Genomic DNA, 17,660 nt, shown 5'->3' on the forward strand with positions numbered 1-17,660 from the left:
TACGGAGCCTGCCATGAAAGCCCTTTTGCCGGATATCGACCCTGACGGGATGCTGGAATTTTCGGTGGTGTTCACCGACCGGTCCTTGAACCACATGTCGACCGCCTTTCAGGGGGTGATGAACGATATCTCGACCACGTTGAAAGAGGTTTATAACGCAGATGCCGTGGCCGTCGTGCCCGGCGGTGGCACCTATGCGATGGAGGCTGTCGCCCGCCAGTTCGCCACCGGCAAACGTGTCATGGTGATCCGCAACGGGTTCTTTTCTTTCCGGTGGAGCCAGATTTTCGAAATGGGATCCATTCCGGCAGACGAAACCGTGATGAAAGCGCGCCGGGTCGGCAATGCGCCCGACGCGCCCTTTGCACCCGCCCCGATTGACGAGGTTGTGGCCCGGATCAAGGATGACCGCCCCGATGTGGTCTTCGCCCCGCATGTGGAAACCGCCAGCGGGATGATCCTGCCGGATGATTATTTGAAAGCCGTTTCGGATGCCGTCCATTCGGTGGGGGGCATCTTCGTTCTGGACTGTATCGCGTCAGGCTGCGCATGGGTCGACATGAAGGCGACCGGCGTGGATGTGTTGATCTCGGCCCCGCAGAAAGGGTGGTCGGCACAGCCTTCTGCCGGGTTGGTGATGATGAACGGCGCTGCGCGCGATCTGGCGAAATCGGTCACGTCGACCTCGTTCGCCGTCGATCTGGGCAAATGGCTGTCGATCATGGAGGCCTATGAGGGCGGTGGTCACGCCTATCATGCGACCATGCCCACCGATGCCTTGCGGGCATTCCGCGACGCGATGCTTGAGACCAAGGACTACGGTTTCGACAAGCTCCGAGAAGCACAGTGGGAACAAGGTCGTCGGGTGCGCGAGCTGTTGGCGTCCAAGGGTGTGAAATCGGTGGCGGCCGATGGGTTCACCGCGCCGGGGGTGGTTGTGTCCTACACGTCCGACCCTGACATCAAGGCGGGCAAGCCCTTTGCTGCCGAAGGGGTCCAGATTGCGGCCGGGGTGCCCTTGATGTGCGACGAAGGCGACGACTATTCCAGCTTCCGGCTTGGTCTGTTCGGCCTCGACAAGCTTTACGATGTCGACGCGAGTGTCGCGCGACTGGATGCTGTTCTGTCGAAAGTGCTTTGACAATCGGCGCGCGGGGTTGCCCGCGCGCTGTCAGCCATGATTGGCGATCAACCCTTGCCGCCCGCCATCATGATCAGCAGAAGATAGATCACAGGAACCGTGGCGACCGCGACCAGCCCGACGCCTGCAAGGCCCATGGTCAGAAATCCAAGCACAAGTGCCAGCACGATCACGCCGAAAATTCCGAAAGTGATCTTTTCGGCGCGTGCCTCGGCGGCTTTCTGTTCGGGGGTTTGGTCTGTTGTCATGACTGTGTCTCCTGTTCGCTATGGGACAGGGGTATCTTTCACCTGTGAACAGAACGAAATGCGACAATCCGGCCGTGCGGCGGCATGACGCAGCAGGGCTATTTCGGGCCTAATCCCGCCCGCATCACGCGTTTGCGCATCGGGGCGACATCATGCACCGCTTTCAACCCGATCAACCGCACCGCTTGCATGACTCCGTCGCCCGACCGGGTCACACGGTTGAACAGGTCAATCACGCGGGCACGCCGGGCGATGTCGCTGGCGCGGGCCTTGCCATAGGCCTGCATCATCGGCGGATCGCCCAGTGTATCCGGCGCGCTTTCTGCCAGCTCAAGTAAAGCGATCACATCGTTTAACGAGGTGTTCAGACCCTGCGCGCCAATCGGCGGCAGCGCATGTGCGGCTTCGGCCACCACGGCCACGCGACCTGATGACAGTTGGTCCGCGGTTTGGGTGATGATTGGCCAGACTGATCGGTTGCCTTGCAGGTGCATCCGTCCAAGCAACCCGGTTGACCGCACGAACATTTCTTCCTCGAAATGGGCGACGGGCATGTTCATCAGTTCGATCGCGCGTGGCCCCTTGTTCATCCAGACAATCGCCGACGCGTTCTGCCCGTCGATATCCGGCAGCGGAACGATGGTGAAGGGGCCGCCTTCGTTGTAAATCTCGGTCGAGATATTGTCGTGTGGCAGGTCATGCGTGATCGTGAAGGCCAGCGATTTCTGACCATACCGAGTGGTCGATACCGATATGCCCGCCGCCTCGCGCAAGGGCGAGAATTTGCCGTCCGCGGCAATCCCCATCCGCGCACGCACGATGTCACCATTGGTCAGCGTCACGATGATTTCACCGGTGCGTTGCACCAGCGACCGAAAGCCGGTGCCGTAAAGCGCCGTTATTCGCGGCTGATCTTGCAGATAGTCCCAGATTTCCCGCCGCACGACCCAGTTCATCAGGTTCCAGCCGAACGGTTCGTTGCCCATGTCATCCGATTGGAACACCCGGCGGTCACGGACTTCTGGCGGCCACCCCACTGTGTCGATCACGGCAAGTTGCTCTAATGGTTTGGCGTGGGACTTCAACAATGGCCACAACCCGATCCGGTCAAACAACTGCCGCGCCGGTTGCAAAAACGCGGTCGAGCGCAGGTCGGACCGGTCGTCATCCGCAGTCACCACCGGCGTGAACGGATCGGCCATGACGACGCTGAACCCGGCCTCGGCAAAGGCGGCGGCGGTGACTTGCCCGGCGATGCCGCCGCCAGAGATGAAGATGTCAGCGCTGTGGTCCGTCATGGGTCATTCCTTTGCGTCATCTGGGCAGGCGGCGTCGACAAGCTGGCGCAGGAATGTGGTCAGATTGTCGGTGTGGTGGTGAATGTGGTCGGCGGGGGTCGGGTCAGGGGCAACATGAACGGTGCGCATACCCAAGGCGTGTGGCACGGCCAGATTGCGCGGATCGTCTTCGAACATTGCCGCCACTTCGGGCGTCAGACCGTCACGGGCAAACACGGCGTCAAAAGCCGCTAGGTCGGGTTTGGGGTGAAAATCGGCATGTTCCACACCATAAACCGCGTCAAACAGCCCGGCCAACCCCCGCGCGGTCAGCACCCGTTCGGCATAGGGGGCCGAGCCGTTGGTATAGACGATCTTGCGACCGGGCAGAGACCGGATGTGTTCGGCCAGGGCTGGATCGACCTCCAGATGCTCCATCGAGATGTCGTGCACATCATGCAGATAGGGTGCAGGATCGACCCCATGTTCGCGCATCAGCCCGGCCAGCGTGGTGCCGTAGGTTTTCCAATAGTGCTGTCGAAGCCGGTCAGCTTCGCGCCGGTCCATGCGCAATTCCTGCATCACCCAATTGGTCATGCGAATCTCGATCTGATCGAACAGCCGCGCATGGGGGGGGTACAGCGTGTTATCCAGGTCGAAGACCCAGGCGCTGACGTGAGAAAACTGATCTTTCACCATGGCGCGACGCTACTCTTCTTGTCGAAAGGGGGGAAGGGGGTAAGCCGGATATCTGACCGGATGCGACAGTGTGTGCCCGGTTCGTATTTGCTTTGATCGGTCGTGCGTGGTTATGTAGCGCGATAAAATTCCCGAAGGATGGACGACGATAGCGTGGCAGACGTTAAACAGGGACAGAAAGACGCCTATGAACTGATCCTCGAAGCGATCGACACAGGCACATACAAACCCGGCGACCGATTGGTCGAAAGCGAACTGGCAGACAGGTTCGGTGTGTCTCGTACCCCGATCCGCGAGGCGCTTCAGCGGCTTGAAACCCAATCGCTTTTGACACGGGACGGGCGTAGTCTGATCGTTGCCTCGTTGAGCCATAATCAACTGGCCGAACTTTATGTCGTGCGATCCGCGCTTGAGGGGCTGGCCGCGTCACTTGCGGCCCAACACGCAACACCGGAAGAAATCAGCGTGCTGCGCGACATGGTCGACGAGGATCGGAAGCGACTTTCTGATCCCGCTGCCCTGTCGCGGTCGAACAGACGATTCCATAAGCAACTGCATCTTGCGTCCCATAACCGTTATCTGGTGCAGCAGCTTGATCTGGTGCACCGCACGATGGCCCTGCTTGCGACGACCTCACTGGCGGCTGAAGGACGAAGCGAAAAAGCAATTTCCGAACATGATGCAATCGTCACCGCGATCGAGGCTCGGGATCAATCGGCAGCGCACGAGGCACTCAAGACCCATATCTCAAAAGCGTTCGAAACGCGGATCAAGCTGGATTCAATGGCGGGAGAGTGACGGCCTCGGCATCGGGTTCGTCGAACTTCCCGTGCTGGGTCTTGTCCCAGTAAAACGGCTTTGTGACGATCTCGGTAAACCCTTTCATCGCGGCCAGCGACGCCAGGGGATAATAGAAATGCAAGGTCGGCACCCAAAACCGAAGCCATCGCAGCTTTGCGTTGCTGACCGCCTGAATGCCCACGGTTATGGTTAACAACTCGGTCGCCATGAAGACGGTGCCTAGAATGATCAATAGTTCGTTCGGCATCACGCCGCGGAGCGGGTGGGGCAGGCCAAGGGGAAAGGCCCAGAAGGTCCACAGGATCGGCGCCAGCAGGAATTGTGACAGGCTGCCCAGAAACAGGATCTGAAAGCCCAGGAACTTCCACCATCCCAGATCCTGCAGTAACTTCCGGGGCCGGCGCATGTGAACGCCATAGGTCATGGCGTATCCCTTGATCCAGCGCGATCGTTGTTTGATCCACGGCCAGACGCGGCAATTGGCTTCTTCTTCGGTCAGCGTGTCGATCAGCTCGGTCCGATAGCCGTGACGCGCCAGCCGGATGCCCAGATCGGCATCTTCGGTGACGTTATGCGCGTCCCAACGTCCCAGCTCCTCAAGCGCGTTGCGGCGGAAAAACAGGGTGGTGCCGCCCAATGGGATGGCAAACCCCGCGCGTTCGACACCGGGCAGAACGATCCCCCACCATGTTGCGTATTCAACGGTAAAACAACGGCTCAGCCAGTTGGTGCGCGCGTTGTAGAAGCCCAGCTTGCCTTGCAAACAGGCAACCTCGGCCCCGCGTTCGCCAAACCGGCGCACGACCTTGTGGATCTGGTCGGGGTCCGGAGCATCCTCGGCGTCATAGACACCGATCACCGAGCCGCGGCAGAAATCCAGCGCAAAGTTCATCGCGCGCGGTTTGGTTTTTACAACCCCGCGCGGGACCACGATCTGCCGCATCCAGCGCGGCAAGTCCGCCTGTGCAAGAGTTTCTTGCGTCAAGGCATCGTCTTCTTCGACCACGAGGCACACGTCGAGCAACTCTTTTGGATAAGACAGGCGCGCCAGGCGTTTCACCAAACGCCCGGCAATCTCGCGTTCTTTGTAAAGTGGCACGAGGATGGAAACCGTGGGGAGTTTCAGAAACCCGTGTTTTGCTGGTGGCGACAAAGGGTCTGGCGGCGTGTTCGGTCGCCTGCGCCAATATTGAATGGCTGCAATCCCCTTGAGGGCCGAGTTCAGAAGCAGTGTCAGAACAGCCCAAATCACCAGCGTCAGAAAACCAGCGAAGGTCGAGATCACGAAGACCGCGCACAGCCCGATCAAAAGCGCAGCGGCCATGCGCGCGACGGAACCCGCCTGCCATCCGCGGCAGCTTTCCACTTCGGAGACGCGCGTTTCAGCGCGCTGCGCCAGTGATCTGTGCCGCATGGCCACCAGCGCGGCTTGGATGTCGCCCTCTGGTGCCACCGCCAGGAAGCATCGCCCCCAGCTTGCGGGAAAGGTGCGCGATAATTCTGAAAATTCATCAGGGCGTGAACAAATAATGACCGTCGCCCCACCGACTGTTTTCCACGGGACAATGCCTTTCCTGATGCAGAACGCTGCGCCCAGTTGGTCGATAAGGCGTACATCTGGCGGTTCTCGATGCAGATCGGCAATCTGACAACCGTATTGCCGGGCCAATCCTGCATAAAGATCAGCCTCGCGCACCCAGCCTTGCGTCAGAAGAATGTCGCCAAACCGTGCATCCTCGCGCGCTTGAAGCGATACCGCCATGGCAAGGTTTTCCGGGCTAAGCGCCCCCATTTCGACAAGGATTTGCCCAAGCGGCTTGCGCTGGGCGCGCCGTCGGCCGGTCGCGGCCCGTGCCTGCGGCAAGGGGGGGCTGTCAGATTGGATAAGATGCAGGTTGGTGGTGGGCATCGTCGTGCTCGTTCCTGTGTCGGACCGAACGAACATGGCGCCCCTTTGGTTAACGCGTGGTTAACCAAAGAGCAGAAGCATCGGATATGTGCCGGGATCGCTAGGGTTTACGACCGCGCGTCCATCGCCTGGGCAAACCGTTCAAACAGATAGTAGCTGTCCATCGGGCCGGGGCTGGCTTCGGGGTGATACTGCACCGAGAAGACGGGGCGGTCATTCATGCGCAAACCACAGTTCGATCCGTCAAACAGCGATACATGGGTTTCGACCACGCCCTCGGGCAGGCTGGCCGTATCCACCGCGAACCCATGGTTCATCGACGTGATTTCGACCTTGCCGGTGTCGTTGTCTTTCACCGGATGGTTTGCCCCGTGGTGCCCGTGGTTCATCTTGATCGTCCGCGCACCAAGCGCCAGCGCCAGCATCTGGTGCCCAAGACAAATGCCAAAGACCGGCAGGTCGGTGGTGTCGAGGATGGTCTTGATCATCGGAACCGCATATTCGCCCGTGGCCGCAGGATCCCCCGGCCCGTTGGACAGGAACACGCCATCGGGGTCATGTGCCAGCACCTCGTCCGCCGTGGCGGTGGCGGGCAGGACGGTGACGTCGCACCCAGCCGAGGCCAGGCAACGCAGGATGTTACGTTTCGCGCCGTAATCCAGAGCAACCACCTTGTGGCGCGGGTTGGTCTGTTTGGGGTAGCCGTCCGGCCAGGCCCACCGCATTTCGTCCCATTTATAGCTTTGGGCGCAGGTCACTTCCTTGGCTAGGTCCAGCCCTTCCAGCCCCGAAAACGCGCGGGCCTCAGTGATCAGGGCTTCGATGTCGAAATTGCCATCCGGGTCATGTGCGATGGCCACATGCGGCGCACCCTGATGGCGGATCGCGCGGGTCAGGCGCCGCGTGTCCACACCCCCGATCCCGATCCGGCCGCGCTTTTCCAGCCAATCGACCAGCCGTTCAGTGGCGCGCCAGTTAGATGGTTCGGTCGGATCCCACTTGACCACCATGCCGGCGGCAACCGGGTCGCCCGTTTCGTCATCTTCGGGGTTCACGCCGACATTACCGATATGCGGAAAGGTGAAGGTTACGACCTGTCCGGCATAAGACGGGTCGGTCATAATCTCTTGATACCCCGTCATTGCGGTGTTGAAACACAGCTCGGCGGTGGTGGTCCCGGTCGCGCCAAACCCATGGCCATAGAATATGGTGCCATCTGCAAGTGCCAGACAGGCGGTGGGTTTTGCGGGTTGCTGGGCTTGGGCGGTGGCAGCGGACATGTGGCGACTCCCGATCGACAAATTGGCGCGAAACTAGATGTGCTGGCCCGCCGGGTCAAGAGGCAGCAGGGGCGAGGGCTAATTTTACATTTTGTTTTTTATCAATAGGTTATGTTGTTGCCGCCCCGGTTGAATGCCCATTCGCTTTTCGATAAGTTGCGAGCTTCGTAAAGGGCACTGCAGATGGATGAACCTATGGACATGCGCAATCGGGTAAATGACGCCCTGAAGACGGCGATGAAAAACAAGGATGCGGCGCGGTTGTCGACGCTTCGCTTGATCAGCGCTGCGATCAAGGATCGCGATATTGCCATGCGTGGCACAGGCGAAGAGGTTGAAATCACGGATGCGGACGTCTTGGCCATTTTGGGAAAGATGGTCAAGCAACGCCAGGAAAGCGCGCGTGCCTATGAAGAAGGCGGCAGGCTTGAACTGGCCGAGAAAGAACGCTCGGAAATTGTCGTGATTGAAGAGTTTCTTCCAAAACAATTGTCCGACGACGAAACCGAAGCCGCTGTTGCCGAGGCGATTTCCGAGGTGGGTGCGGACAGCATTCGCGACATGGGCAAGGTCATGGGTGCCTTGAAAGCCAAGTTCACCGGCCAGATGGATTTCGGCAAAGTCGGCCCAATGGTGAAAGAAAAGCTGGGATAATCCTGATCTCGTCAGCTTGTCGGGGCGTTCCGAAAGGCGCGCCCTATCGTCAGGAAACGCCTTACCTGGATCACCCGATCAGGTATTACGAGCGACCGCTCTAAATCCGCTTCGCAATATTCATAGCTGCCTAGCTGAACGATTTAGCGCGCAACAGCGCCTCGCAAAGTTCCCTATGCAGTTGTGGGCGCTCCTTCTCGGACAGGAACGCGCCAATCTCGACCTCGCGGTTGTTTCCTTTCAGTGTCACGTAATTTGGGATGGGGCCGTCTTTCTTGTGCATCTCAACCGTGACCCAATAGGTATTTGCCTCCCAATGCTGGACTTTTTTACCCGGACCATGACGGGTTAGGGTCATGTGATCCGACCAGATTAACAGCTCTTCAAGAATTTCTCCGTCCTTGTAGTTTTTCTCGATGAAGAACCACAGCGCACCCATGGCGCCCAGGCCGAACGGCAGAAGCCACCACAGTGTCGCGGTTCCCAACAGGGCCAGAAGCGGGACGAGCATCAGAGTGAAGCCCAGCCCCATGATCCAGACGAAGCCGCGGCGTGGCAGGGACCGGTATGGCCAAAGGTGCAATTCGGCTTTTGGAGCGTCGGGTGCGTCGACTGGCATCCACTCGTATGGCATTTCGATGGGCTTTCTACCGTTCAGGAACGCTTATGAGAAACCACAGCGGGCAGATGACGCAAGTGGAAAAACTGAAGACAATCACAGGTGTTGAGACGGTGAACCACCGCTCCGCTCGCCGAGACGTGATTGGCGCAACACGTGATGGCCGGGCACAGTACACCCGATGCTTACAGGGAAAGGTATGATGCGACTTCTTTGGATTAGCTTGTTTTGCGCAGCCACACCCGTCTTTGCCGACGAAGCCGAGATTGTAAACGCGACTGCATCGCCGTCCAGCTCGGGTTGGACTGTTTCAGTTACAATCGCCCATGCAGAGACCGGATGGGATGATTACGCTGATGGTTGGCGGATTGAAAACGGGGCGGGAGATACCCTTGGAACCCGTGTGCTGCATCATCCGCACGCGAACGAACAACCGTTCACGCGAAGCCTGTCGGGCGTGTCCTTACCCAAGGGCACGGAAACGATCTGGATTCGCGCACGGACCAGCGTCGACGGATGGGGCCATGACCGATTTGAACTGACGCTTCCCGAGGCGAACTAGCCCGGAACCGTCCAAGGTTGCAAAGAAAAGGCCCGGACAATGTCCGGGCCTGATCTTTTTGTATGTCAGGTACTCCTAGTGCGAGTGACCTTTGTCCCATTCTTCCTGCTTGGGCAGGATTTCGAAGGTATGCTCGGGCGGCGGGCTGGGCAGGGTCCATTCCAGCGTATCCGCGTACTCGTTCCAATAGTTGTTCTCGGTCACGCGTTTGCCTTTCATCAGCGTGTAGAACACGATGCCGATGAAGAACACGAATGACGCGAAGGACAGGAACGCACCGTAGGAGCTGATCTTGTTCCAGTATGCGAAGGCTTCCGGATAGTCGATGTAACGACGCGGCATACCCTGACGACCCAGGAAGTGTTGCGGGAAGAAGGTCAGGTTCACACCAATGAAGAAGGTCCAGAAATGGATCTTACCGGCCCACTCAGGATACTGGCGACCGGACATCTTGCCGATCCAGTAATAGATACCGGCAAAGATACACATCACCGCACCGATCGACATCACATAGTGGAAGTGCGCCACAACATAGTAGGTGTCGTGATAAACGCGGTCGACGCCAGCTTGCGACAGTACGACGCCGGTAACACCGCCAACAGTGAACAGGAACAGGAAGCCGAAGGCGAACAGCATGGGTGTCTTGAACTCAATCGAGCCGCCCCACAGGGTCGCGATCCACGAGAAGATCTTAACGCCCGTCGGCACCGCAATCACCATCGTTGCCAGCATGAAGTAAGACTGCTGGGTCAGCGACATGCCAACGGTGTACATGTGGTGTGCCCACACGACGAAGCCGATGAAGCCGATGGCAATCAGTGCCCAGACCATCGGCATATAGCCGAAGATCGGTTTGCGGGCGAAGGTTCCGATCACGTGGCTGATCAGGCCGAAGCCGGGCAGGATCACGATGTACACCTCGGGGTGTCCGAAGAACCACAGGATGTGTTGATACAGAACCGGGTCGCCGCCACCTGACGGGTCAAAGAAGGTTCCGCCGAAATTGCGGTCAATCAGCAGCATGGTGATGGCGCCCGCCAGAACCGGCAGGGACAGCAGAATCAGCCATGCGGTCACGAAGATCGACCAGGCAAACAGCGGCACTTTGAACAGCGTCATGCCGGGGGCACGCATGTTCAGGAAGGTTGTGATGATGTTGATCGCACCAAGGATCGACGAAGCGCCAGAGACGTGGACTGCGAAGATCGCCAGATCCATCGAGTATCCGCCCTCGGACGTGGACAGTGGTGGATACAGAACCCAGCCAACGCCTGACCCGAGTTGGTCGTTGCCGCCCGGAGCCAGTAGCGAGGCAACGCCAAGTGCCACACCTGTGGCGTACAGCCAGAATGACAGGTTGTTCATGCGCGGGAACGACATGTCCGGTGCGCCGATCTGCAACGGCATGAAATAGTTGCCAAACCCGCCGAACAGGGCAGGGATGACCACGAAGAACATCATCAGGACACCGTGATAGGTGATCATCACGTTCCAGAGGTGGCCGTTCGGTGTACATTCAGCCGACGCATCTGCGATGAAGCGTGCGCCCTCAAGGCACATGTACTGAACGCCGGGGTCCATCAGCTCCAACCGCATATAGACGGTGAAACAGACCGAGATAAAGCCGGTCAGACCGGCCAGAAACAGATACAGGATCCCGATATCTTTGTGGTTGGTCGACATGAACCACCGGGTAAAGAACCCGCGATCATCGTGGTGGTCATGGTCGTGAATGGCTGCGTCCGCCATGTATCCCTCCCTTTGGGGTTTACGGAGACAGGGCAGGGGCGAACCCTACCCGGCTTTTTAACTTGTGTAATATGCAGGCGAAGGGCGGGCAATGTCGCAATGGTCGCAATTAGCAAAAAAATACACCCCGCACCGATGTTTACCGGGCGGGGTGTGATCTTTTGGCGAAAAATCGGCGCTATTGCCGATTAGGTTTAGTTGGTGGCGGTCGAATCGCCTTCGGCTGCTTCACCTTCACCCGACATCTCGGGCGAGAAGGTCGCAAGGAAAGCGACGATATCCTCGGGCTTACCCCATTTGAAGGTCATCTTCGACTTGGCAGCGGAATCGCCGGTGTGCTCTTTCAGGAACGCTTTGGGATCCTTGACGTATTCGATCAGCATTTCTTCGGTCCAGACCAAGCCAGCTTCACCAGCGGCAACGATGGAATCGCCGTATTTGAAACCTTCGACAGTGCCGGCCTTGCGGCCCAGGACGCCATAGAGGTTCGGGCCGGTTTTGCCACCTTTGAACAGAGCTTCGCCGCTTTCATCGATAATGCCGTGGCACGATTTGCATTTTTTGAAGTCTTTTTCGCCTTTGGCAACATCACCTTCGGCGAAGGCGGTGCCCGAAAGCGCAATAATCATAGCTACGGAAGAGAGAATCGTCTTCATATTGGTCCTCTTGATTGCTTGTTTCACGCGTTATACGCAATTTCGCGCGGACCCTGCAACGATCGCAAACCGATTGAAAGATGGCGTGCTGTCGCAGGGCATTTAAGGGGTAGTTCAGGCTAGTTTTCGCCGATCGGGCCGAAAACCTGATCAAAACACCGGCGTAGGGCATTGTCTACATCGTCCATGGTGACGGGTAAGCCCAGATCGACCAGACTGGTCACACCATGTTCGGAAATGCCACAGGGCACGATGCCTGAAAAATGTTCCAGATCCGGTTCAACGTTGATGGATATGCCATGGAAACTGATCCATTTGCGAAGGCGCACTCCGATTGCGGCGATCTTGTCCTCGGGGGACTGGCCCATGGCGGTTTTCGGCTTGTCATCGCGAACCACCCAGACGCCGACACGGCCGTCGCGGCGCTCTCCGGTAACGTTGAATTCGGCGAGCGTGCTGATGACCCATTCCTCAAGGGCACTGACGAACGCACGCACATCGCGCCCACGTTTGCCAACATCCAGCATCACATATGCGACGCGCTGACCCGGCCCGTGATAGGTATATTGTCCGCCACGCTTTGAAACGTGGACTGGAAACCGATCAGGGGCCACCAGATCTTTTGGGTCGGCGGATGTGCCCGCCGTGTAAAGCGGCGGGTGTTCCAAAAGCCAGATCATCTCGCCCGCTTCGCCGCGTGCCATGGCATCGACATGGGCTTCCATTCGCGCAACAGCGGCGGCGTAGTCGACCAAGGTGTCGGCTGTTTCCCATGTGACCGGGGGCATGTCTGGCAAGGCTTTCATAGGCTTCATTTGGCATCGCTTTGCGGCATTGTCAAAAAGCATCCTGAATTGGTGGGAGTGGTTCGTGAAAAGCGATCATTCAAGTTTTTTGCCAAACGCCAATTGGCACGCGTTTTTTGACTTCACATCCCAAGGCCCCTTCGATATGAAGCGCGTCACCTAGCCTGGGCTTGCGGTCGTGGCGGAATTGGTAGACGCGCAGCGTTGAGGTCGCTGTGAGGTAACACTCGTGTGGGTTCGAGTCCCACCGACCGCACCACTCTACTCGTACATTCTTCTTGAAGCGACTGGTCATCGGGCAAATCCGCAACGCGCTTGCTTGCCATTCCGCCCCAAGGCTATGGTCGCGTCATGCTTGACCCGGATGACAAAGCCTTTCTGACACAGCTGTTTGATGCTGCCATCACCGCAGCTGATTCCGCGACGGTTTTGCAGGGGCATTTGCCCGAAAAGCCCAAGGGTAGAACCGTGGTGGTCGGTGCCGGAAAAGGTGCGGCGCAGTTGGCCGCGGCGTTCGAGGCACTTTGGGGTGAACCGGTCGAAGGGGTCGTGGTCACGCGGTACGGATATTCGGCCCCGTGCAAGCACATTCGCGTCCTTGAAGCTGCACACCCCGTACCTGATGCGGCGGGGCTGGCGGCCTCAGACGCGCTGATTGATGCCGTCAGCGGGTTGGGTCCGGATGATCTGGTCGTCGCACTGATCACAGGGGGTGGATCCGCGCTGCTGCCCGCACCGCCCGATGGGATGACGCTTGCAGACGAGCAGCACATGAACAAGGCGTTGTTGGCGTCCGGGGCTCCGATCTCGGTGATGAATGCGATCCGCAAACATGTGTCGCGAATAAAAGGTGGGCGTCTGGCAATGGCCGCCTTTCCTGCCAAAGTGGTAACGTTGATTGTATCCGATGTGCCCGGAGATGCCCCGTCTCAAGTGGCTTCCGGGCCAACCGTTCCTGATGCGGCAGATCAGGCGCAGGCGCTTGCCGCGATTGAGGCGTGGAATATCGATCTGGACCCTCGTGTCATCGAGCACATTAGGGCAAACCCTGCGCCATCCCCGTCAGACCCGGCGTTTGCACGTAACTCGGTGACGGTTGTTGCATCGGCCCGGCTGAGTCTGGAGGCTGCTGCTGCCCGGTCAAACGCACTCGGTATCCCTGCTTTTATCCTGTCTGATGCCATCGAAGGCGAAGCGCGCGAGGTGGCGAAGATGCACGGTGCGATGACGCGCGAAATTCTGGCCCGCAATCGCCCTTTCAGCGCCCCATGCGTTTTGCTGTCCGGCGGCGAAACGACGGTCACGTTAAAAGGGGCTGGTCGGGGCGGGCGAAATACGGAGTTCCTTTTGTCGTTGGCAATCACGTGCGACGGCATGTCCGGGTTTGCCGCGATGGCCGCGGACACGGACGGGATTGATGGGTCAGAGGATAATGCCGGGGCGTTCGCCGATGGTCAGACCGCCGCGCGGCTGCGCGAGATGGGCCAAGATCCATCGGCCTTGCTGGCATCAAATGACGCCTGGAGCGCATTTGACATGTTGGGAGATTTGTTCGTGCCGGGGCCGACTGGCACAAACATCAATGATTTTCGGGCAATTCTTATCAAGTAGGAAAATGGGATACTCGTTGAGCACCCCATTCTATGTCATGCGGCCAGATTCTCGATGCTGGCATCTGCTTCAGAGAATCCATCCGGTCCGGTTGATGAGATGAATTCGACATCGGAAATGCCCATGAAACCAAGTATGAATTTCAAATAGGGCGTCAGGAAGTCATGCGGCGCACCGACAGGAGTCCCGCCAGAGGCGGTCACGACGATTACGCGTTTCCCGGTCAGAAGACCCTCGGGGGTGCCGTCATCGCGATAGCGGAATGTGACGCCAGCGCGTGCAAGGTGATCAATCCATGCCTTCAGTGTGGATGGGATCGAAAAATTATAGGTTGCAGCTGAAATCACGATCAGATCGGCTTGCTGGACCTCGGCTACGATCTGATCGGACAGGTTCAGCGCCGCGTTGTCATCCGCGGATCGGGTTTCGGGTGGCGTGAAGGTTGCGCTGGTCCATGCGGCATTCAAATGCGGTATGCCTTGTGCCAGGTCGCGGTTGACGACGGTGGCGCCCGTGTATTTGGCGATGACTTTGTCAGCCAGCATACGTGAGATTGAACCATCCGACCGTGCGGAACTGTCGATGCGAAGGATATGTGTCATGTCGTGCTCCAGTTTTGCTCTGGATGAGATATGTCGCCTTGCAAAAACAAACACAATATGCGCAAATTAACAGCATCTGTTACAATACGCACAGAGATGTTGGCCAAGCAGCAATGAACCACTGGGATGAAATCCGAACAGCCTATCATGTCGCGCGGGCCGGCACGGTCAGTGGTGCAGCAGAGGCGTTGGGCATCCACCATGCCACCGTCATCCGTCATGTCGATGCACTTGAGGCGCGATTGGGCGTAAAGCTCTTCCAGCGCCATGCCCGCGGCTATACCCCAACAGAAGCAGGGGCCGATCTGGCCCGAATTGCGGACACGACCGAAGAACAGTTTGCCCAGTTGGGCGCACGGTTAAAGGGGCAGGGCGAAGAGGTCACGGGTGAAGTCGTGGTGACTGCGCTTGCATCATTCTCGCGGCGTTTGGCCCCGGTTCTTGCAGCGTTCCAACACGAACATCCGAACACACGCATTCGTCTGCGGACGGGGCTCAGGCTGTTTCGTTTGGAATATGGCGAAGCGCATGTCGCGATCCGTGCAGGCAGTGCGCCGACAGAGCCGGACAATGTGGTTCAACCGTTCATGACGATGGATCTCTCGCTCTGCGTCGCGCCGTCTTATGTCGAACGCTACGGGATGCCGACCAAGAACACCTTGGATCAACACAGGTTTATCGGTGGGGATGACACCAATTCGCGCGCGCCTTTCGTGCGATGGATGAACGAAAATGTGCCGGCCGAAAACATCACGTTCCGTATTTCAGACGATGCTTCGATGCAGGAGGCACTTTTGGCCGGTGCAGGGGTCGGTTTCTCAACAAAGGGGCTGCATCCAGAGCTGATCGAAGTTATGCCCATGCAGCCAGAATGGTGGTCGCAGTTTTGGTTGGTCACCCATGTCGACCTTCACCGCACGGCCAAGGTGCAGGCTGTATTGGCACATTTAAAACGGGCAGCGAAAGAATGGGCGGCAGATGAGCCGGGGATAAAATTGCCCTAAGCGTCGTCGTCGCCCAACTCCACCTTCAAGAACCGTTCAAATGCATCAAGGTTCACCGGTTCGAACTGCCCGAACCCCTGCATCCAGACCGATGCTTCGCGAAGCGCATCGGGTTCCAGCTTGCACCACTTGACCCGCCCGCGCTTTTCCTGGCTGATCAGCCCTGCGCGGGTCAGGATTGTCAGGTGCTTTGAGATCGCCGCGAGCGACATTTCGAACGGCTCGGCAACATCGGTGACCGCCATGTCATCCTCAAGAAGCATGGTCAGAATGGCGCGCCGGGTCGGATCGGACAGTGCGGCAAAGGCAAGGTCAAGACGAGTGCTCATGGTTGTGGGTTACGTCTGGGCGTCGCCATCGTCAACCATCTGGTTGAATGTCGGGTTTTGCGCCCAAATCCTGCTGGACAGGCTTTCGCGCTGCCATGTCGTTTTCCAGATGCCTATAAAGCAAAATAAATTCAATGCCTTATGGATTGTCATGTTGGCGCTAAACACCGTTGACTCACGGCCCGGCAGCCCTTAGCACATGCACCAACCGTTACCGGAGGCATTTTCTTGTCCAACGAACCCGATCGCGAGCGTTTGAAACAGCTCGAGGCGCGCCTGAAAGCGGCGAAGGGAGAGGATAAGCAGAAGAAGACCGGGGACGAGGCCTACAATCAGGCGTCCTTTGCCTGGCAGATGGTCATAGAGCTTACGGTCGGTTTGTTGATCGGCTTTGGCATCGGATACGGGTTGGATGCGCTGTTTGGCACGAAACCCATCTTCATGGTGCTGTTCATATTGTTGGGTTTCGCGGCGGGCATGAAAGTCATGCTGTCCACGGCAGCCCAGATGCAGAAGAAAGCGGAAGATGCGCAAAACGCGCAGACCGACGCGGAAGAAGAGGGTAACGGACGTGGCTGATCAAAGCGCAAAACAGGGTGGCGGCCCGATCATCAAGATCGCATTCTTTGTTGTTCTGGCTCTGGTGCTTCTGTCAGGTGCGATTTTCGCGCCCGAACATCCGGGTCTGGCCATTCACCCGATGGATCAGTTCGAAATCAAGCCGCTGTTCGGTGGTGACCATCTTGGCACGTTCACACCCACCAACCAGACCCTTTGGATGGTTCTGGCGATCGTCGGGATCGTGCTTTTGCTGGTCGTCGGTTCGCGTGGTCGTGCGATTGTGCCGACACGCGGACAATCGATTGCTGAACTGGCCTATGGCTTCGTTTACAAGATGGTTGAAGACGTCGCCGGTAAGGATGCCGTCAAATACTTCCCCGGCATCATGACCCTGTTCATGTTCATCGTATTCGCCAACTTCCTTGGCCTGATCCCAACCAGCTTCACCGCCACCAGCCACATTGCCGTCACCGCTGTGCTGGCCCTGATCGTGTTCGTCTTCGTGACCGTATTGGGCTTTGTTAAGAATGGTGTTGGTTTTCTGGGGCTGTTCTGGGTTTCGGCCGCGCCTTTGCCGCTGCGCCCGGTTCTGGCCATCATCGAGATCATTTCCTACTTCGTGCGCCCCGTCAGCCACTCCATTCGTTTGGCAGGCAATATGATGGCTGGCCACGCCGTGATCAAAGTTTTCGCTGGCTTCGCCGCAGCTCTGGGGCTGTTTGGCTTCCTGCCAATCCTCGCAATCGCAGCGTTCTATGCGCTCGAAGTGCTCGTGGCCTTCATCCAGGCTTACGTGTTCTCGATCCTGACCTGCGTGTATCTGAAAGACGCTCTGCATCCGTCGCACTAAGCCACGGTTGCAGCCCGCTAACACAACTTATCTAAAGAATTCCATCGTAAGGAGAAACATCATGGAACTCGTAGCAGCAGCAGCTCTTGGTAAATTCATCGGCGCCGGCCTGGCCGCTATCGGTTCGGGTGCCGCCGCCATCGGTGTTGGTCACGTGGCCGGCAACTTCCTGGCAGGCGCTCTGCGCAACCCGTCGGCAGCCGCCGCACAAACCGCGACCCTGTTCATCGGTATCGCATTTGCAGAAGCCCTGGGCATCTTCTCGTTCCTGGTCGCTCTGCTGCTGATGTTTGCTGTCTAAG

At 58.2% G+C, this 17,660-nt stretch carries 20 protein-coding genes and 1 tRNA gene; 10 read left to right on the plus strand and 11 right to left on the minus strand.

Annotated features, from left to right (window positions below):
* Positions 1 to 13 precede the first annotated feature (13 nt).
* On the plus strand, positions 14 to 1,141 hold the full coding sequence (locus J3R80_RS10205; protein ID WP_275393675.1) for an aminotransferase class V-fold PLP-dependent enzyme: 1,128 nt from the start codon (positions 14 to 16) through the stop codon (positions 1,139 to 1,141).
* A gap of 47 nt (positions 1,142 to 1,188) precedes the next feature.
* On the opposite strand, the gene J3R80_RS10210 is transcribed toward J3R80_RS10205, so the two are convergent.
* From J3R80_RS10210 to J3R80_RS10220, 3 genes are all read right to left on the minus strand, one after another.
* Positions 1,189 to 1,389, minus strand: coding sequence for a hypothetical protein (locus J3R80_RS10210; RefSeq protein ID WP_275393676.1), 201 nt, complete (start codon positions 1,387 to 1,389; stop codon positions 1,189 to 1,191).
* A 98-nt stretch (positions 1,390 to 1,487) separates the two neighbouring features.
* Positions 1,488 to 2,687 (minus strand): FAD-dependent monooxygenase, encoded by a 1,200-nt coding sequence (locus J3R80_RS10215; RefSeq protein ID WP_275393677.1) that lies wholly within the window; start codon positions 2,685 to 2,687, stop codon positions 1,488 to 1,490.
* Positions 2,688 to 2,690: 3 nt separating this feature from the next.
* Positions 2,691 to 3,365 carry a pyrimidine 5'-nucleotidase gene (locus tag J3R80_RS10220; protein ID WP_275393678.1) on the minus strand — a complete coding sequence of 225 codons (675 nt, stop codon included), beginning with the start codon at positions 3,363 to 3,365 and terminating at the stop codon, positions 2,691 to 2,693.
* Positions 3,366 to 3,503: 138 nt separating this feature from the next.
* Here J3R80_RS10220 and J3R80_RS10225 point away from each other — a divergent pair, with 138 nt between their 5' ends.
* Positions 3,504 to 4,163, plus strand: coding sequence for a GntR family transcriptional regulator (locus tag J3R80_RS10225; RefSeq protein ID WP_275393679.1), 660 nt, complete (start codon positions 3,504 to 3,506; stop codon positions 4,161 to 4,163).
* Here the strand turns inward: J3R80_RS10225 and J3R80_RS10230 are convergent.
* Positions 4,135 to 6,075: a glycosyltransferase family 2 protein gene (locus J3R80_RS10230; RefSeq protein ID WP_275393680.1), complete on the minus strand. Its 1,941-nt coding sequence runs from the start codon at positions 6,073 to 6,075 to the stop codon at positions 4,135 to 4,137. The two genes, J3R80_RS10225 and J3R80_RS10230, sit on opposite strands and share 29 nt — an antisense overlap.
* A gap of 107 nt (positions 6,076 to 6,182) precedes the next feature.
* Positions 6,183 to 7,355, minus strand: coding sequence for a glutamine-hydrolyzing carbamoyl-phosphate synthase small subunit (carA, locus tag J3R80_RS10235; protein ID WP_275393681.1), 1,173 nt, complete (start codon positions 7,353 to 7,355; stop codon positions 6,183 to 6,185).
* Positions 7,356 to 7,550: 195 nt separating this feature from the next.
* Between carA and J3R80_RS10240 the strand changes: the two genes are divergently transcribed.
* Entirely contained in the window at positions 7,551 to 8,009 is a 459-nt protein-coding gene (locus tag J3R80_RS10240; protein ID WP_275393921.1) for a GatB/YqeY domain-containing protein, read from the plus strand.
* A 130-nt stretch (positions 8,010 to 8,139) separates the two neighbouring features.
* Here J3R80_RS10240 and J3R80_RS10245 read toward each other — a convergent pair whose 3' ends face one another.
* Positions 8,140 to 8,628, minus strand: coding sequence for a DUF2244 domain-containing protein (locus J3R80_RS10245; protein ID WP_275393682.1), 489 nt, complete (start codon positions 8,626 to 8,628; stop codon positions 8,140 to 8,142).
* A 199-nt stretch (positions 8,629 to 8,827) separates the two neighbouring features.
* Here J3R80_RS10245 and J3R80_RS10250 point away from each other — a divergent pair, with 199 nt between their 5' ends.
* A complete protein-coding gene (locus tag J3R80_RS10250) occupies positions 8,828 to 9,190 on the plus strand; it encodes a hypothetical protein (RefSeq protein ID WP_343075821.1) in 363 nt (120 codons plus the stop codon).
* 75 nt (positions 9,191 to 9,265) lie between these two features.
* On the opposite strand, the gene J3R80_RS10255 is transcribed toward J3R80_RS10250, so the two are convergent.
* The 3 genes from J3R80_RS10255 to lipB form a co-directional block, all read right to left on the minus strand.
* Entirely contained in the window at positions 9,266 to 10,939 is a 1,674-nt protein-coding gene (locus J3R80_RS10255; protein ID WP_275393683.1) for a cytochrome c oxidase subunit 1, read from the minus strand.
* A 194-nt stretch (positions 10,940 to 11,133) separates the two neighbouring features.
* Positions 11,134 to 11,595 (minus strand): cytochrome C, encoded by a 462-nt coding sequence (locus J3R80_RS10260; protein WP_275393684.1) that lies wholly within the window; start codon positions 11,593 to 11,595, stop codon positions 11,134 to 11,136.
* A gap of 119 nt (positions 11,596 to 11,714) precedes the next feature.
* Positions 11,715 to 12,410: a lipoyl(octanoyl) transferase LipB gene (gene lipB, locus J3R80_RS10265; RefSeq protein ID WP_275393685.1), complete on the minus strand. Its 696-nt coding sequence runs from the start codon at positions 12,408 to 12,410 to the stop codon at positions 11,715 to 11,717.
* Positions 12,411 to 12,573: 163 nt separating this feature from the next.
* Between lipB and J3R80_RS10270 the strand changes: the two genes are divergently transcribed.
* Both J3R80_RS10270 and J3R80_RS10275 read left to right on the plus strand, forming a co-directional pair.
* Positions 12,574 to 12,660: transfer RNA gene (locus tag J3R80_RS10270), tRNA-Leu, on the plus strand.
* 92 nt (positions 12,661 to 12,752) lie between these two features.
* Positions 12,753 to 14,012 (plus strand): glycerate kinase, encoded by a 1,260-nt coding sequence (locus J3R80_RS10275; RefSeq protein ID WP_275393686.1) that lies wholly within the window; start codon positions 12,753 to 12,755, stop codon positions 14,010 to 14,012.
* Positions 14,013 to 14,047: 35 nt separating this feature from the next.
* Here J3R80_RS10275 and J3R80_RS10280 read toward each other — a convergent pair whose 3' ends face one another.
* A complete protein-coding gene (locus J3R80_RS10280) occupies positions 14,048 to 14,614 on the minus strand; it encodes an NAD(P)H-dependent oxidoreductase (protein ID WP_275393687.1) in 567 nt (188 codons plus the stop codon).
* A 113-nt stretch (positions 14,615 to 14,727) separates the two neighbouring features.
* Here J3R80_RS10280 and J3R80_RS10285 point away from each other — a divergent pair, with 113 nt between their 5' ends.
* Positions 14,728 to 15,618, plus strand: coding sequence for a LysR family transcriptional regulator (locus J3R80_RS10285; protein WP_275393688.1), 891 nt, complete (start codon positions 14,728 to 14,730; stop codon positions 15,616 to 15,618).
* Here J3R80_RS10285 and J3R80_RS10290 read toward each other — a convergent pair.
* Positions 15,615 to 15,947, minus strand: a complete 333-nt coding sequence (locus J3R80_RS10290) for a metalloregulator ArsR/SmtB family transcription factor (RefSeq protein WP_275393689.1) — start codon at positions 15,945 to 15,947, stop codon at positions 15,615 to 15,617. The two genes, J3R80_RS10285 and J3R80_RS10290, sit on opposite strands and share 4 nt — an antisense overlap.
* 228 nt (positions 15,948 to 16,175) lie before the next feature.
* Here J3R80_RS10290 and J3R80_RS10295 point away from each other — a divergent pair, with 228 nt between their 5' ends.
* From J3R80_RS10295 to J3R80_RS10305, 3 genes are all read left to right on the plus strand, one after another.
* A complete protein-coding gene (locus tag J3R80_RS10295) occupies positions 16,176 to 16,526 on the plus strand; it encodes an AtpZ/AtpI family protein (RefSeq protein ID WP_275393690.1) in 351 nt (116 codons plus the stop codon).
* A 28-nt stretch (positions 16,527 to 16,554) separates the two neighbouring features.
* Positions 16,555 to 17,358, plus strand: coding sequence for a F0F1 ATP synthase subunit A (locus J3R80_RS10300; RefSeq protein ID WP_275393923.1), 804 nt, complete (start codon positions 16,555 to 16,557; stop codon positions 17,356 to 17,358).
* A 61-nt stretch (positions 17,359 to 17,419) separates the two neighbouring features.
* Positions 17,420 to 17,659: a F0F1 ATP synthase subunit C gene (locus J3R80_RS10305; protein WP_039017421.1), complete on the plus strand. Its 240-nt coding sequence runs from the start codon at positions 17,420 to 17,422 to the stop codon at positions 17,657 to 17,659.
* The last annotated feature ends 1 nt before the right edge of the window (position 17,660 follow it).

The sequence above is a fragment of the Aliiroseovarius sp. Z3 genome (assembly GCF_029105185.1).
GTDB lineage: Bacteria > Pseudomonadota > Alphaproteobacteria > Rhodobacterales > Rhodobacteraceae > Aliiroseovarius.